Source organism: Brevibacterium sediminis, assembly GCF_013623905.1.
GTDB lineage: Bacteria > Actinomycetota > Actinomycetes > Actinomycetales > Brevibacteriaceae > Brevibacterium > Brevibacterium sediminis.
Genome location: NZ_JABKDD010000001.1, coordinates 479,403 through 494,912, shown reverse-complemented (window position 1 = coordinate 494,912; position 15,510 = coordinate 479,403). Strand labels below are relative to the sequence as shown.

Below are 15,510 nucleotides of genomic sequence, written 5' to 3'. Positions count from 1 at the left end.
AGCGGATCGCTCATTCACTCAGACGATGACGGGTCCACCCGTCCGGGTCTACTGAGAACGCGGCGTTTCGAACGCTGGTTCCGTTCTTCCGGATGCTCCCCGGTGATAGCCGGATCGACGCAAGACAATCGTATACCGTCGACTCCGCCCGAGACCACTCGGCGGCGCGGGGATCTCCCTTGCCGAGGCGGCCCCGGGCTGGAGCCGTGGGTGCTCACAGCCCCCGGTTGCGTGCGACCTTATGCTGAGCGGCCTGGGCGATCGGTCGGATGACCATGAGATCGACGTTGAAGTGGTGGGGCCGGGTGAGGGTGTAGACGACGGCGTCGGCGACGTCGTCCGCGGTCAGCGGGTTCTCGACGCCTTCGTAGACCTTCGCGGCCTTCGTCTCATCACCGCCGACGCGTTTGAAGGTGAACTCGTCGGTGGCGACCATTCCTGGTGCGATCTCGATGACGCGCACGGGTTCGCCGGCGAGCTCGAGGCGCAGGGTCGCTGCCATCGAGTGGGTGCCGTGCTTCGCAGCGACGTAGCCACCGCCGCCTTCATAGGCCTGATGGCCGGCGGTTGAGGACATGACGACGATGTCTCCGCGGCCGGAATCGATGAGAGCCGGCAGCAGTGCTTTGACGACGCGCAGGACGCCGAGGACGTTGATGTCGAACATGTCCCGCCACCCGTCGACCGATGCTTCGGCGACGGTGTCGGTTCCGAATGCGGCGCCGGCATTGGCCACGAGGGAATGGACGGCTCCCCCGGCGACCACCTGTTCGGCCATGGACACCACGGCGGCGTCATCGGTGAGGTCGGCGACGATGTAGTCGGCTCCGGTCTCCTCGGCGAGGGCCTTGAGCTTGTCCTCACGGCGGGCCACGGCGACGACGTCCCAGCCCTGCTCGCGCAGCTGTCGGACCGTGGCCGCACCGATTCCGGAACTGGCTCCTGTGACTACTGCTCTGAGCTTTTCCATCTGTGTTCTCCTCTGTCGGGTCTGTCGGCGGGTTTGAGTCTGGATCCCGGAAGCGGGGTTTCCTGTTCGGATCTCAGTCTACGGAGTCGGCTCTCGGCCCCGTGCGATGTCTTCTGAGCCGAGATCGGTCTCGAAAGGGCCGCTCCCGGCCGGCTCGGGTGGCGTCGTTTCTTCCGGGGTCGTCGTGACGGTCGGGGATCCCTTCGCGCCCGGTCGGAGTTTCTTCACGTTTGGTCGGGTGTGCGGGTTACGGGGCCCGCCTTCGCCGAAGACGGCACGGAAGCCGGGGATCTTCACCGCCACCCAGGTAACTGCGGCGCAGATGATCGCATAGGCGATCGGCATGATCACGGCGTGGAGGAGGACGCCTGGCACGGTGTCCGGAAGGCCCATGGCATTTCGGACAGGGTAGAGCAGGAGCGGATGGAGGAGGAACACACCGAAGGAATACGGGTAGAACCGGTGCAGCAGTCCGAAGCCTTCGCGCAGATGGAAATGCAGGAGGAGGTAGGCGGCCATGGAGGCGAGGACGACTCCGGGGGCGAGGTATTCGTACGGGAACATCCACGGCTTCTCACCGGGACCCAGACCTGCCCAGACCGCGGTTCCGGCGACCGCGATGATGAGGCTGCCCCACGCCAGGACTGCACCCCTGACCGAGAGCATGATATCGCGCAGCACCCAGCCGAGGATGTAGAAACCGGCCATCGGCAGGAACCGGGTGGCGATATTGGCTTCGCCGACGTCGAAGACCATCGACACCCACTGGTCGGCCATGCCGATGCCGAGGAAGATCAGACCGGTCCCCCACTGCAGACGGCGGGAGCCGTGCACGCTCAGCAGGCGGAAGTACGGGGTGAGCAGGGTCAGACCGGCAAGGACGTAGAGGAAGTAGAGCTGGACGAAGGGCGATCCGGTGAGGATCGCAATGCCCGGATTCCAGGTGTCGTCGTCGGGCTGCAGGTAGTAGCGGCGGAACAGAACGTACACGACTGTCCAGAACACGAGGGGGATGCCGATTCGCCAGACACGTTTGGACAGGAACCTGCGCGGTTTGCTGCCCCGGTCGGGGTCGAGGGCCAAGGCCCCGGAGATCATGATGAATACGGGCACCGACCACCGGCAGGCGGAGTCGATGGTGTTGGCCAGCCACCAGCCGGGCCCCATACTTGCGAAGTTCTCTTCGACGACGGTGCCCAGGGAATGGATGGCCACGACGGCGATGATCGCGATCGAACGTGCCGGATTCATCCACGCGGTCGACGTGGGCGGCGGATTCTCTGTCGGAATTCGGTCCAAGGGCGCCATGTGTCCATGATGTCATTGCCCGCGGCGCAGGCGACTCACTGCGCCTTCAGGGTGTGAGCCGTCCCACGCCGTCGAGCTGGGGCGGCCGAGGCTGGAGTGCTGCGCTCGAGCTCCGGTGGGGCTTCGCGCGGCCACGGGCGCGAACCGGTTTGGCCGATCGCGAACCGGGTGAGAAAATCAGCAACTATGAACACACCTGCCTTTTCGGACTCGACGCACGAGTCAGTGAACCTTCCTGACAAGCCGGCCCTCGAGGGGCTGCGGGACAAATGGGACGCCGCGTGGAGCGAGCAGAACGTCTACGCGTTCGACGTCGACACCGATCGCGAGCAGGTCTACTCGATCGACACTCCCCCGCCGACCGCCTCGGGGTCGCTGCATGTCGGACACGTGTTCTCCTACACCCAGACCGACATCATCGCCCGCTATCAGCGGATGACCGGCAAGAACGTGTTCTATCCCCTCGGCTGGGACGACAACGGCCTGCCGACCGAACGTCGCGTGCAGAACTACTACGGAGTCACCTGCGATCCCGGCCAGCCCTACGACCCGGACTTCCAGCCGCCGGAGAAGGCGCCGAAGAATTCGCGCGACTTCGTCAAGGTCTCTCGCCAGAACTTCATCGAACTGTGCGAGAAGCTCTCCGCCGAGGACGAGAAGGTGTTCGAAGACCTCTTCCGCTCCACCGGACTGTCCGTGGATTGGAAGTACACATACCGCACGATCGATGACGATTCGCGTGCGGTGAGCCAGCGGGCCTTCCTCACCGACCTGAAGAACGGGCATGCCTATTCGCAGGACGCACCAACCATGTGGGACGTCACCTTCGGCACTGCTGTGGCTCAGGCCGAACTCGAGGATCGTGAGCGCGAAGGCGCGTACCATAAGGTGAAGTTCTTCCCCGAGGGCGCTGATGGCCTGGCCGACACCTCGGCGGAACCGATCATCATCCTCACCTCGCGTCCGGAGCTGATTCCTTCGGTCGTGGCGCTCGTCGCCCATCCCGATGACGAACGCTACGCCTCCCTGTTCGGCACGAACGTCGTTTCGCCGCTCTTCGGTGTCAGCGTCGAGATCCGCGCCCATGAGCTTGCGAAGTCCGATAAGGGCACCGGCATCGCCATGGTCTGCACCTTCGGCGACCTCACCGACGTCACGTGGTGGCGTGAACTCGATCTGCCGACCCGCGCGGTGATCAACCGAGGCGGCCGCCTCAACCTCGAGGTGCCCGAGTGGATCGCGAACTCACCGAAGTCCGATGCTGTGGCCAACTATGAGGCGCTGGCAGGAAAGACGACGTTCTCTGCGCGCAAGGACATTGCGCAGATGCTCATCGACTCCGGTGACCTCATCGGTGAGATCGAGCCGATCACGCATCCGGTCCCGTTCTACGAAAAGGGCGACAAACCGCTCGAGGTCGTCACCAGCCGTCAGTGGTACATCCGCAACGGCGGGCGGTCGGCCGAACTGCGGGATGCGCTCATCGCCCGCGGTCGCGAGATCGAGTGGCATCCGGCGTACATGCGCTCCCGCTACGAGAACTGGGTGGAGAACCTCAACGGCGACTGGCTGGTCTCCCGGCAGCGGTTCTTCGGTGTCCCGATTCCGCTGTGGTACCGCCTCGACGCTGATGGCCAGCCCGATTACGATGATCCGATCGTTCCCGAGTCGCTTCCGTGCGACCCCATCGCCGAGGCTCCTGCCGGCTTCACCGACGAACAGCGTGATGTGCCCGGCGGGTTCACCGCAGACCCGGATGTCCTCGACACCTGGGCGACGTCGTCGCTGACGCCGCAGCTGCTCGGCGGCTGGTCGCGTGACGAGGAGTTCTTCGACAAGGTCTTCCCCTTCGACCTGCGTCCGCAGGGACACGACATCATCCGCACTTGGCTGTTCTCCACCGTGGTCCGGGCGAACTCGCTCAACGATGCGGCACCGTGGAAGCACGCCGGCCTGTCGGGGTGGATCCTCGATCCGGACCGGAAGAAGATGTCGAAGTCCAAGGGCAATGTCGTGGTTCCGTCGGACATCCTCGGCGAGGCGAAGCCGGGATTCGGTCCTGACGCGGTCCGCTACTGGGCGGCCAGCGCGAAACTCGGTGCGGACACCGCTTACGACGTCACGCAGATGCAGATCGGCCGCCGGCTGGCGATGAAGCTGCTCAACGCCTCGAAGTTCGCTCTGGCACAGGGTGTGCATGCCGGTCTCATCGGTCAGCTCGGTGCCGTCACCCACGATCTCGATCGGGCCCTGCTGGCGAAGCTTGCCGAGGTCGTCGAGCAGGCCGGGAAGCATATGGCCGCTTACGACTATGCTCATGCACTGCGTGTGACCGAGAGCTTCTTCTGGGAGTTCACCGATGACTATGTCGAGCTCGTCAAGGACCGTTCCTACGGCTCATCGGGATCTGACGATCAGCTGTCGGCTCACGTCACCTTGGCTGCTGCTCTGGATGTCCTGCTGCGTCTGTTCGCTCCGTTCACTCCGTTCGTCACCGAAGAGGTCTGGTCCTGGTGGCGCACCGGTTCAGTCCACCGTGCGCCGTGGCCGGCAGATGAGGTGCTGAGCCACCCGGAATCGTCCGTCGATCCCGAGCTGCTGGCCTCGGTGGCAGCCGCACTGACCGAGATCCGCCGCACGAAGACCGAGGCCAAGGTGTCGCAGAAGACCGAGGTCGCTTCCGTGACCATTCAGGCGCCGGCCACCGTCGTCTCCGCGATCACGGCGGCAGAAGGCGACCTCACGGCGGCGGGCCGTATCAAGTCCCTGAGCACCGAGGAAGCCGGAGATGAGATCACCATTGCCTCGATCGACTTCGTCGACCAGGACTGAGCCGAACACCAGCCGGCCCTGACTGCCAGAAGAAGCAGCCTCCGGCCCCACCGGCTGAACTGAGACCCGAACTGGTCCCGCAGAGCCCCGCGACATTCGTTCCTCCGCAGCGTCGGAGCAGTGGATGCCGTGGGGCTCTGTTCATGTTCCGGAACGGATACACGAAATGACCGGGGTCTGCGTTCTCTCCGCCGTACTATGGTTATCGACCACTGAAGAAACACCGAAGTCCTCCCTGAACGAAAGGTCCCCAGAACCGTGAGAAGCGAACTCTTTTCCAAGCGCAACGCCGAGGTACAGAATCAAGAGCGGTGGACGCTACAGTCGAACAAGATGCTGCGTTCGGTGGTCACGCCGAACGCGCCGATGATCGCCACCAAGGGCGCGATGGTCGCCTATCAGGGCGATGTCCGCTTCACCCACCAGGGGTCGAAGTCGGTCGGCCAGTTCATGAAGAAGGCAGCCACCGGCGAGGGCGGAAACGTCATGCGCGTCGAGGGACACGGAGAGGTGTTCTTCGCCAGGGAGGCCTCGAACATCTTCATGATGGCGCTCGAAGGTCCGCAGGACGCACTGACCGTCAACACCGCGAATCTGCTCGCCTTCGACGACGCGCTCAGCTGGGAGATCAAACGCATCAAGGGCGGTGTCGGTGCGATGGTCAGCGGTTCGGGACTATTCAACCTCGAACTTGCCGGCCAGGGCACTGCCGCCATCTGCTGCAAGGGTGAGCCCATGGTCCTCGACTGCTCGCAGCAGCCGACCTTCGTCGATCCGCAGGCCGCCGTCTGCTGGTCGTCGGCGCTGGCCCCGCAGATCAAGACCGACGTCAGCGTCGGCACATTCTTCGGTCGCGGCTCCGGTGAGTCCGTGCAGCTGGCATTCCACGGCCCCGGCTTCGTCGTCGTCCAGCCCGCAGAGAACGCCGTCTACTCGGCCACCACCAGCTGACGCACCTGGCGGCCGTCCGCAGCATCACCACGCTGACGCACCCCCGACCTGCTGCTTCGGCAGCGAGTCGGGGGTGTCGTCGTCTCCCCCGCGCATCTCCCCATGTTCTCGCATCGGGCGCCCCTCACCCGTCGTGACTCAACGCCTTGGTGCACAACGGTGTTTCGACAGGACGGGTGAGGGATGCGCCAGCACCGGGGCGTTAAGACACCAACGCGGTAGAGCGAGAGCAGCACTGAGAGATGCGAAAGTACTTGAGCGTCATGGCTCTTGCAATCCGGTGTGAGTGGTACGCGGCAAGCTGCGCGACAATACCCGAAAGCGCAGAAGAGTCGGGCTATCCTGGCATGTCGGAGAAACCGAGTCCGCTTGGCCCATTCGGGACTCGACGTCGACTCTCCGCTGGGGCGTCAGGCATTCAAGGGCATGGGATCGGGGTGGCCGGGAATACTGGCCGGAATCGAGCAGGCCCTCCGGGACGACGACTCGCGCTGATTCGGGGACGACTCGTAGCAGGAGCACGGTCGAACGTCAGGTCTGCTCGATTGATCAGGCAGTGGGGACAGTGTGCTCGTGCCCGCCGCGTTCGACCCGGTATTTCCGGAAGGTCGGAAAGGCCACCGCACAGGCGAGCACGAGAACGATGACGGCGATGCCGCCACCCGCCGAGGCGACCGTGGTGTCTGTGACTGCAGCAACGGAGCCGTGGAGGACGTCCGCGATACGAGGTCCGCCGGCGACGACGACGATGAACACTCCCTGCATCCGACCGCGCATCGCATCGGTTGCGGCTTCCTGGAGCATCGTCTGCCGAAAAGCGCCGGAGACGATATCGGCTCCTCCGCCGACCGCCATCGCAGCCAATGCGACGACGAGTGCGGTCAGCCAGAACCCAGCCGCCAGCTTAAGGGACAGTCCGAACACCGTCATTGCCGCACCCCAGACGACGATGGCGACGATGACGGCCAGTCCCTGGCGCTCCACGCGTGAGACCCACCCGGAGAAGATCCCGGCCAATGCACTTCCGCCGGCCAGCGCAGCGAAGAGCAGCGAGAAGACGATGCCGCCCTCGGGCGGACCGTCGAAGGTCTCCGCGGCGATCTGCGGGAACAGGGCCCGCGGCATTCCGAAGACCATCGCAATGATGTCCACCAGCAGAGAGACCATGACGACGGTGTTCGTCCGCAGATACCGGAACCCGTCGACGATGCCTTTGAATCCCGACCGAGTATCGGGCTGTTTCTGCGGCGGCAGCGACGGCAGTCGGATCACTGCGTAGAGCGTAGCGAACAGGAACACGGCGTCGATGACGTAGAGCAGCTGGTACCCGAACAGAGGGATCAGCGCTCCGCCGACGACAGGGCCGACGACGGCGCCCAATGTCATCACAGTCATGTTCAGAGAGTTCGCCGCGGGCAGCAGGCCGAGCGGGATGATCGACGGCAGCAGAGCTCCCCGAGCCGGCTGGTTGAGTGCGAAGAATGCCTGCTGCATCGAAAATACAGACAGCAGCAACCAGACATTGTCGATGCTGAGCACCGCGATGAGGGCAAGTATCGCGCTCGTGACGATCAGACCGACCGTCGAGATCACGAGCAGTCTGCGTCGATCGATGACATCGGCCAACGACCCGCCCCACAGTCCGAAGACGATGAGAGGAATCAGCCCGAACGCACCGGCGAGCCCGACATACCCGGACGACCCGGTGATATGGAAGATCTGTGCGGGGATCGCCACAACAGTCATCTGCGCACCGATGACGGTGACGATATTGGCCACCCACAGTCGTCGGAACGACGCGTAGCGCAGTGGGCGTGTGTCGGCCAGGAGTCTCATGCGAAAAGAGACTCAGGCAGACTTCTTATTCGTCCTGTTCCGTGACTTCGGCACGAGGGTCGGGGCGACATTGGATTCGACGACGTCCTTAGTCACGACCACCTCGGCGATGTCTTCGCGTGAAGGCACATCGAACATGACCGGCTGCAGGACCTCTTCCATGATCGAGCGCAGGCCTCGAGCGCCCGTGCCGCGCAGCAGAGCGAGATCGGCGATGGCCTCAAGTGCCTCGGTCTCGAATGTCAGGGAGACATTGTCGAACTCGAACATCCGCTCGTACTGCTTGACCAAGGCGTTCTTCGGTTCTGTGAGGATCGACATCAGCGCGGCCCGGTCGAGGTTGGACACGGTGGCCAGCACCGGCAGGCGGCCGATGAACTCCGGGATGAGGCCGAACTTGAGCAGATCTTCGGGAAGGATGTCTGCGTACAGGTCCTCTTCGTCGTTCTTCGATTGCAGCAGGGCGCCGAAGCCGATGCCGTGCTTGCCCTTGCGGCCGGCGACGATCTCCTCCATCCCGGCGAATGCGCCGGCGACGATGAAGAGCACATTGGTCGTGTCGATCTGCAGGAAGTCCTGGTGCGGGTGTTTGCGCCCGCCCTGCGGCGGCACCGACGCCTGAGTGCCTTCGAGGATCTTCAGCAGTGCCTGCTGCACGCCCTCACCGGACACGTCACGGGTGATCGACGGGTTCTCCGACTTGCGAGCGATCTTATCGATCTCGTCGATATAGATGATTCCGTGCTCGGCACGCTGGATATCGAAGTCTGCGGCCTGAATGAGTTTGAGCAGGATGTTCTCGACGTCTTCGCCGACGTAGCCGGCTTCGGTCAGCGCGGTGGCATCGGCGACCGCGAATGGGACATTGAGACGTTTGGCCAGCGACTGGGCGAGGTAGGTCTTTCCCGAGCCGGTGGGACCGACGAGCAGGATGTTCGACTTCGCGATCTCAACTTCGGAGTCGTTGGAGCCGAGGGTCTTCTCGTCACCGGACTGCAGCGATCGGATGCGCTTGTAGTGGTTGTAGACGGCTACCGACAGTGCCTTCTTCGCCGGTTCCTGACCGACGACGTACTCCTGGAGGAAGTCGAAGATCTCACGAGGTTTGGGCAGCTCGAGTTCGGCCTGCTCCGGACTGGATTCGCTGAGCTCCTCTTCGATGATCTCATTGCACAATCCGATGCATTCATCGCAGATGTAAACACCAGGTCCGGCGATGAGTTTCCGAACCTGCTTCTGAGACTTCCCACAGAAGTTGCATTTGAGCAGGTCTGCTCCGTCCGCACTGCGAGCCACTGTCACAACCTTTCGCCAGGACGCTTGGCCCCAACTCTACCGCTCGTGTTTCCTGTACCTCAATAGCTTCCCATACGTGGCTGACACGAGCCCCCAGCCACGACTCGGTGTGTCGGCGGAAGGAACCGAGAACGGGTCCGTCCGATCACAATCGCACGAACCCGTTCTCAGTGTTTCCCTGTCCTCCGACAGGTGATCAGCTCGCGTTCTTGCGCGAAGAGAGCACCTGGTCGACGAGACCGTAGTCCTTGGCCTGCTCGGCCGTGAGGAAGAGGTCGCGTTCGATGTCGTTCGAGACCTGTGCGGCCTCCTTGTTCGAGTGCTTGGCCAGAGTTCCCTCGAGCCATTCGCGCATCCGCAGCACTTCAGCGGCCTGGATCTCGAGGTCAGAGGCCTGACCCTGTCCCTGCCCCTGCATCGCGGGCTGGTGGATGAGCACTCGCGCGTTCGGCAGGGCCAGACGCTTGCCGGGAGTGCCGGCGGCCAGCAGCACGGCGGCTGCGGAGGCGGCCTGACCGAGGCAGACGGTCTGAATCTCCGGCTTGATGTACTGCATCGTGTCGTAGATGGCCGTCATCGCCGTGAACGACCCACCCGGCGAGTTGATATACAGAGTGATGTCACGGTCAGGATCCTGCGATTCCAGGACGAGCAGCTGAGCCATGACATCGTCGGCGGAGGTGTCATCGACCTGTGCGCCGAGGAATACGACGCGGTCGTCGAAGAGCTTGGTGTAGGGATCCTGGCGCTTGAAGCCATAGGGTGTGCGCTCTTCGAACTGCGGCATGACATAACGCGACTGCGGCATGTTCGACGCCGTCGAACCCGGCATAAAGTTCATTGAATTCATTCTTCCCTCACTCCTGCTCAGTTGTTCTCGACGTCGGACGCGCGGGTGACCATCTTGTCGATGAAGCCGTATTCGAGCGCCTCTTCGGCGGTGAACCAGTGGTCGCGGTCGTTGTCCTGGAGGATCTGCTCGAGCGACTTCCCGGTCTGCTGAGCGGTCAGTTCGGCCATCTGCTTCTTCATGTGCAGGATCAGTTCGGCCTGGATCTTGATGTCGGTGGCCGTTCCGCCGATGCCGCCCAGCGGCTGGTGCATGAGGATGCGAGCGTGCGGGGTGGCGTAGCGCTTGCCCGGGGTGCCCGAGGAGAGCAGGAACTGTCCCATCGACGCGGCCATGCCCATGGCCACGGTCGAGACATCGGGCTTGATGTACTGCATCGTGTCGTAGATGGCCATACCGGCGGTGACGGAGCCGCCGGGCGAGTTGATGTAGAGCGAGATGTCCGCTTCGGGATCTTCGGCGGCCAGCAGCATCATCTGCGCGCAGATGGCGTTGGCGTTGTCGTCACGCACTTCCGAACCGAGCCAGATGATGCGCTCTTTGAGAAGACGATTGAAGATGTGGTCGTCCAGACCCATTCCCCCACCGGCGTCGAGGCCGACGGGAGCTGTCATGTCGTATGCGCTCACGTTTCACTCCTGTGTTCTGTGGATGGCTTGTTATGGACTCTAACCGCTCTCCCCCGGGTTTTAGTCCGCGGCGAGGCCCGTGTTCGCCCTCAGCGTGATCGGACCTGCGCAGATGCGAAGACGGTGGGTGCGGATCGTGATCCGTACCCACCGTCTCATCAGGATTCCACCGCCGAGGCGGCTCGTCCTCAGTTCTCTTCGGCGGCCTCTGCAGGTGCTTCGTCCGCGGCTTCCGCGCTCTGCGCAGTCGCGTCGGCATCCTCGGCGCCGGCTTCCTCGGCGTCGTCACCGGCGGAGGTGAAGGCCTCCATGTCGACGACGTTTCCGGCGGTGTCCTTGACCGTGGCACCGGCGAGGACGGCGGCCAGGGCCTTGCGGCGCGAGACCTCGCCGACGAGGGCGTTGACCTGGCCGGAGCTGTCGAGCATCTGGGCGAACTCGTTGGGGTTCATTCCGTACTGCTGCGAAGCGGAGATCAGGTACTCGATGAGTTCGGGCTGGCTGACCTCGACGTTCTCGGCTTCGGAGACCGCATCGAGGATGAACTGCGTGCGCAGGTTGCGCTCGGTCTCCTCGGTTACCTCCTTGCGGTGCTCGTCGTCGTCCGAACGGTTCTCGGACTCGAGGTGACGCTCGACCTCGTCGGTGACGATCTTGGCCGGGACCGGGACGTCGAGGGTCTCGATGAGGTGTTCGAGGACCTTGTCCCGTGCCTGGACGCCCTGTTCGGTCTCCTTGGCCTTGCCGGCCTGGACGCGCAGGTCCTCCCGCAGTTCGTCGATCGTGTCGAACTCGCTGGCCAGCTGAGCGAAGTCGTCGTCGGCCTCGGGCAGTTCACGTTCCTTCACAGCGCCCAGGGTGATCTTCACAGTGCCCTGTTCGCCGGCGTGCTCGCCACCTGCGAAGGTGGTCTCGAAGGTCGTGGTCTCTCCGGCGGAGAGGCCGTCGAGCGCTTCGTCCATGCCTTCGAGCATCGTTCCGGCGCCGACCTGGTAGGAGATGTCGGAGGCGGTGTCGATCTCTTCGTCAGCGATGGTGGCGACGAGGTCGAGGGTGACGAAGTCGTCCTTGGCCGCGGGGCGCTCAACGGCGACGAGAGTTCCGAAACGGGTACGCAGCTGCTCGAGCTCTTCGTCCACATCGGCGTCGGTGACCTCGATGGGGTCGACCTCGATGTTGATCGTGTCGTAGGCAGGCAGCGTGACCTCGGGGCGCACGTCGACCTCGACGGTGAAGCCGAGTTCGCCGTCTTCGGTTCCGTCGAGTCCGGGAACCTCGGAGATCTCGACCTCGGGCTGGCCCATCGGTTTGAGGTCGTGCTCTTCGACCGCGTTGCGGTAGAAGTCGTCAAGACCGTTGTTGATGGCTTCCTGGATCACAGCAGGACGGCCGATGCGCTGATCGATGATGCGCGCGGGGACCTTGCCCTTACGGAACCCGGGGACGGTGACCTGGGCCCCGATGGTCTTGTATGCCTCGTCGACGCTCGGTTTGAGTTCGGCGTATGGGACTTCCACGCTGATCTTGACCCGGGTGGGGTCGAGTTGCTCGACGGAGCTCTTCACAGTGTGACCTTTCAAATTCGACAGTCATGCATTTTCGGTCATCTCCGACCTGATCATCCGGGTTCGTGACCGCGAACGGCCATCTCACAGCCTGATCGGTCATCTCGTGACCTTAGAGGGAGCGAAAGTCCACGAATAGTTCGCGCACGTCCGCAAGACGCAATCCCCTATGTTACGCGAAACCCCGCCCGATACGCGAAACCGGGGTGATTTCACGAGCTCGCTCCACCTCGGCGTCCGTAGAGTTCGTCGAGGGTGATGATGACGTTGGCCGCCGTCCACGACAGCGGCGCCACGGAGACCGGATCGCCGTCCCCGCTGATCTTCTCCGGCAGGGACCCTGCGCTCGTGCGGTGCTCTGCCAGCCAGTCGAGGATCGATTCGGCTCGGTCGGTGAGTCCGAGGCGCGCGAAGCCGAGCCCCATGAGCGACGTCGACGGCGTCCAGCTGGAGCGGTCGATGATCCAGCCGTGTCCGGGCTTGATCCCTCCGGCCGGCTGTTCGAGGTGGTCCCAGACTCCGGCGAGAAGCTCGGGTTCGAGCGCGTAGATCCCCTCTGGCCGCTCCGGGACGAGTCCGGCCGCAGGCAGGTAGGCGATGGCCGAATCGGATCCGCCCGAGGTGGGGTACCGCTGCATCCCATTGGCGCCGAAGGTTCGCGTGAAGGTCGCTCGAAAATCGTCCGCTGCGAGCAGGACGGCTGCCGCGTCCTCGCCGAGGCGCCTCCACAGATCCCCATCAGCCTTGGTCAGTGCGGTGAGTGAGTTCATCCCGACCAGAGTCGGTCCGGCCAAGCCGAGGGTGACCTGGGATTCTCCGACTTCCCAATAGTCCGGGCCGACCGGAGGCAGGCTGCGACCGTGGGCGGTGAGGTCGAAGAGACGCCGGGTGGTCCGTCGCAGAAGGTCATCGAACTCGCCGAGGTCGAACTGAGCGGCCGCCGCAGTGGAGACCGAATGCACTTCGGAGATCGCCCATAGGACGAGGCCGAGGGAGTCGAACTGCGACTCGCGATCGTCCGGAGGCAGTCCGGACTCCGGGTCGACGCGGGCGGCGAACGACCCGTCGACCGCTTGTACGGACTGCAGGCAGCGCAGATGGCTCCATGACAGTTCCGACAACCCGACCCGCGCCAGAGCCACTGCAGAGAAGGCCGTGTCCCGCGGCCAGACATAGCGCCAGGCATCGGCCCATCCGGCGACCGGCGCGGGCAGCTCGTCGCTGAGAACCCATAGGTCGAGCAGGGCGGAGACAGCGAGGTCGCGGCGATGGGCAGGCAGAGTTCCCAGCCACGATTCGCAGCTGTCGAGGAATTCCCGCTGCCTCCGGGCCGGGCCCGGATCGGACAGATCCGGCATGACTCGTGACTGTGCGGGCAGGCGTCGCGCGGCGACGGCGTCGAGGGCCTCACGCCGGCCCGATCCGGTGTAGGCGGCGGTGACCGAGCGGACGGGATCCGGTTGGGCCGCCTCGGCGAGGGCTGCGGTGATCGTCGAACCGAGACCGATCGCACCGATCCCGGCGACCGCTCCGGTGAGCATCGCTCGCCGGCTGGGCCGGGCGATAGCCGACGCAGTGTCCCGCTCATCGCGCAAGGGCGTGCTCTGCGGCGGCTGATCCACTGTGCTCATCTGAGGATCTTACCCGTCCGAGAACGAAGAAGCCGGCCTGACCATCAGGTCAGACCGGCTTGTGGAGGGGATGACGGGAATCGAACCCGCACCATCAGTTTGGAAGACTGAGGCTCTACCATTGAGCTACATCCCCGTGTTGCGAGTTCGACTATAGTCGAGAACTTCATCGAGCGCCAAATCGACATTCGGTGACCTGCGTCACTCCTACGATCTCACTGTGAGGTGTGTCGCATTGACGGGTTTGCGCGATTCGCAAGGTGCACGTCGCGACCCGCCTGTGGTTAGATAGGAGCCGTCGCGGGATGTGGCGCAGCTTGGTAGCGCATCTGTTTTGGGAACAGAGGGTCGCAGGTTCAAATCCTGTCATCCCGACAGACTCCAGCCGCCCGGACCGATCGGTCCGGGCGGCTTCGTCATGCCGAAATACGCTGGCCCCCAATTACTACCTGAGGGCGGCCCAGATACCTGGCGCTAGGTTGCTCAGCCGCCGTCAGGTAGTACCAAAGGAGACATCTCAGGTGAGGCTCACGCCTCGAAGTCGATGACCTGCCTGACGACCGTCCCGTCGGAGAGCGCGTCGAAGGCCTCGTTGAGGTCGTTCAGCTTGATCGTGTCGGAGATGAGCTCCTCGACGGGCAGCTTGCCTTCTCTCCACAGCTGGGCATAGACGGGGATATCCCGACTCGGCACTGCCGACCCCAGATAGGAGCCGATCACGGTCCGGGCCTCGGCTGTCAGGGTCACCGGGGTGATGTGAGACTGCGCATCCGGGGCGGGCAACCCCACCGTCACAGTCGTCCCGCCGACGGCTGTGGCCGTGAACGCGGTCTCGAAGGCCCGAGCATGCCCGACGCATTCGATGACGATCGGCGCTGTCCTCTGGCCAAGCTGCTCGGGGGTGTAGACCTCGACGGCGCCGAGTTCCTTCGCCCGCACCAGCTTGTCTGGGTTCGCGTCGACGCCGATGACTCCGGCGGTCTCGATCGACAGAGCCGTGATGAGCGCGGCCATTCCAACTCCGCCGAGGCCGACGATCATCACCTCGTCATCCGGTCCCGGCCGTCCCGCGTTGAGCACCGCTCCCCCGCCGGTGAGCACGGCGCAGCCGAGCACCGCAGCGATGGAGGCGGGAACGTCGTCGTCGACGGGAACCACGGATGCCCGGTTGACCACTGCGTGAGTGGCGAACACGGACGCGCCGAGGTGGTGGAGCACCTCGGCGCCGGTGTCGTCGTGGAGACGCACCTTGTGTCCGTCGAACGGCAGGGTCCCGGCTCCGTTCGTCGCACTGCCGGGCGTGCACGGAAGTTTTCCGTCGGTGCGGCAGTTCGCGCACTCCCCGCAGCGAGGCAGGAACACTGTGACGACCTGTTGGCCGATCTCGAGATCATCGACGCCGTCGCCGAGCTTCTCAACGACTCCCGCACCTTCGTGCCCGAGCAGCATCGGCAGCGGGCGGGGACGGTTGCCGTCGACGACAGAGAGATCCGAGTGGCAGACCCCGGCCGCCGTCATCCGAATGAGCACCTCACCGGGACCCGGCTCATCGAGTTCGAGGGTCTCAACCGACATCGGCTGCGACTGAGCAAATGGCCGAGGCCGCTGCATCTCGCGCAGCACAGCGCCGTGGATCTTCACA

Annotated in this window: 12 protein-coding genes and 2 tRNA genes; 4 read left to right on the top strand and 10 right to left on the bottom strand. The window is 64.2% G+C overall.

Translation table 11 applies throughout. The features are described 5' to 3' along the window. Positions 1 to 214: 214 nt before the first annotated feature. Positions 215 to 970, bottom strand: coding sequence for an SDR family oxidoreductase (locus HK108_RS02275; protein ID WP_181270461.1), 756 nt, complete (start codon positions 968 to 970; stop codon positions 215 to 217). A 78-nt stretch (positions 971 to 1,048) separates the two neighbouring features. Then, positions 1,049 to 2,278: an acyltransferase gene (locus HK108_RS02270; protein ID WP_181270460.1), complete on the bottom strand. Its 1,230-nt coding sequence runs from the start codon at positions 2,276 to 2,278 to the stop codon at positions 1,049 to 1,051. 186 nt (positions 2,279 to 2,464) lie between these two features. On the opposite strand from HK108_RS02270, the gene valS reads away from it, so the two are divergent. From valS to HK108_RS18725, 3 genes are all read left to right on the top strand, one after another. Beyond that, entirely contained in the window at positions 2,465 to 5,110 is a 2,646-nt protein-coding gene (gene valS, locus HK108_RS02265) for a valine--tRNA ligase (RefSeq protein WP_181270459.1), read from the top strand. A gap of 258 nt (positions 5,111 to 5,368) precedes the next feature. Further along, positions 5,369 to 6,061, top strand: a complete 693-nt coding sequence (locus tag HK108_RS02260) for an AIM24 family protein (protein WP_139467014.1) — start codon at positions 5,369 to 5,371, stop codon at positions 6,059 to 6,061. A 369-nt stretch (positions 6,062 to 6,430) separates the two neighbouring features. Beyond that, positions 6,431 to 6,556, top strand: a complete 126-nt coding sequence (locus HK108_RS18725; protein ID WP_258233208.1) for a hypothetical protein — start codon at positions 6,431 to 6,433, stop codon at positions 6,554 to 6,556. A gap of 54 nt (positions 6,557 to 6,610) precedes the next feature. On the opposite strand, the gene HK108_RS02255 is transcribed toward HK108_RS18725, so the two are convergent. The 7 genes from HK108_RS02255 to HK108_RS02225 all read right to left on the bottom strand — a co-directional run bounded on the left by HK108_RS02255 (position 6,611) and on the right by HK108_RS02225 (position 14,004). Then, positions 6,611 to 7,897 (bottom strand): MFS transporter, encoded by a 1,287-nt coding sequence (locus tag HK108_RS02255; RefSeq protein WP_181270458.1) that lies wholly within the window; start codon positions 7,895 to 7,897, stop codon positions 6,611 to 6,613. 12 nt (positions 7,898 to 7,909) lie between these two features. Next, positions 7,910 to 9,193, bottom strand: a complete 1,284-nt coding sequence (gene clpX / locus HK108_RS02250; RefSeq protein ID WP_181270457.1) for an ATP-dependent Clp protease ATP-binding subunit ClpX — start codon at positions 9,191 to 9,193, stop codon at positions 7,910 to 7,912. A gap of 196 nt (positions 9,194 to 9,389) precedes the next feature. Continuing rightward, the gene (locus HK108_RS02245; RefSeq protein WP_139467010.1) at positions 9,390 to 10,034 is read right to left on the bottom strand and encodes an ATP-dependent Clp protease proteolytic subunit; all 645 of its coding nucleotides are present in this window, start codon (positions 10,032 to 10,034) and stop codon (positions 9,390 to 9,392) included. A 26-nt stretch (positions 10,035 to 10,060) separates the two neighbouring features. Further along, the gene (locus HK108_RS02240; protein WP_101545567.1) at positions 10,061 to 10,657 is read right to left on the bottom strand and encodes an ATP-dependent Clp protease proteolytic subunit; all 597 of its coding nucleotides are present in this window, start codon (positions 10,655 to 10,657) and stop codon (positions 10,061 to 10,063) included. A 203-nt stretch (positions 10,658 to 10,860) separates the two neighbouring features. After that, the gene (gene tig / locus HK108_RS02235) at positions 10,861 to 12,237 is read right to left on the bottom strand and encodes a trigger factor (protein ID WP_181270456.1); all 1,377 of its coding nucleotides are present in this window, start codon (positions 12,235 to 12,237) and stop codon (positions 10,861 to 10,863) included. Positions 12,238 to 12,449: 212 nt separating this feature from the next. Continuing rightward, positions 12,450 to 13,868, bottom strand: coding sequence for a glycoside hydrolase family 15 protein (locus tag HK108_RS02230; protein WP_229663907.1), 1,419 nt, complete (start codon positions 13,866 to 13,868; stop codon positions 12,450 to 12,452). A gap of 62 nt (positions 13,869 to 13,930) precedes the next feature. Next, positions 13,931 to 14,004, bottom strand: a tRNA-Gly gene (locus HK108_RS02225). 165 nt (positions 14,005 to 14,169) lie between these two features. Between HK108_RS02225 and HK108_RS02220 the strand changes: the two genes are divergently transcribed. Beyond that, positions 14,170 to 14,243 (top strand) — tRNA-Pro (locus HK108_RS02220). 153 nt (positions 14,244 to 14,396) lie between these two features. Here HK108_RS02220 and HK108_RS02215 read toward each other — a convergent pair. Next, a complete protein-coding gene (locus HK108_RS02215; RefSeq protein WP_139467008.1) occupies positions 14,397 to 15,509 on the bottom strand; it encodes an alcohol dehydrogenase catalytic domain-containing protein in 1,113 nt (370 codons plus the stop codon). Position 15,510: the final 1 nt, after the last annotated feature.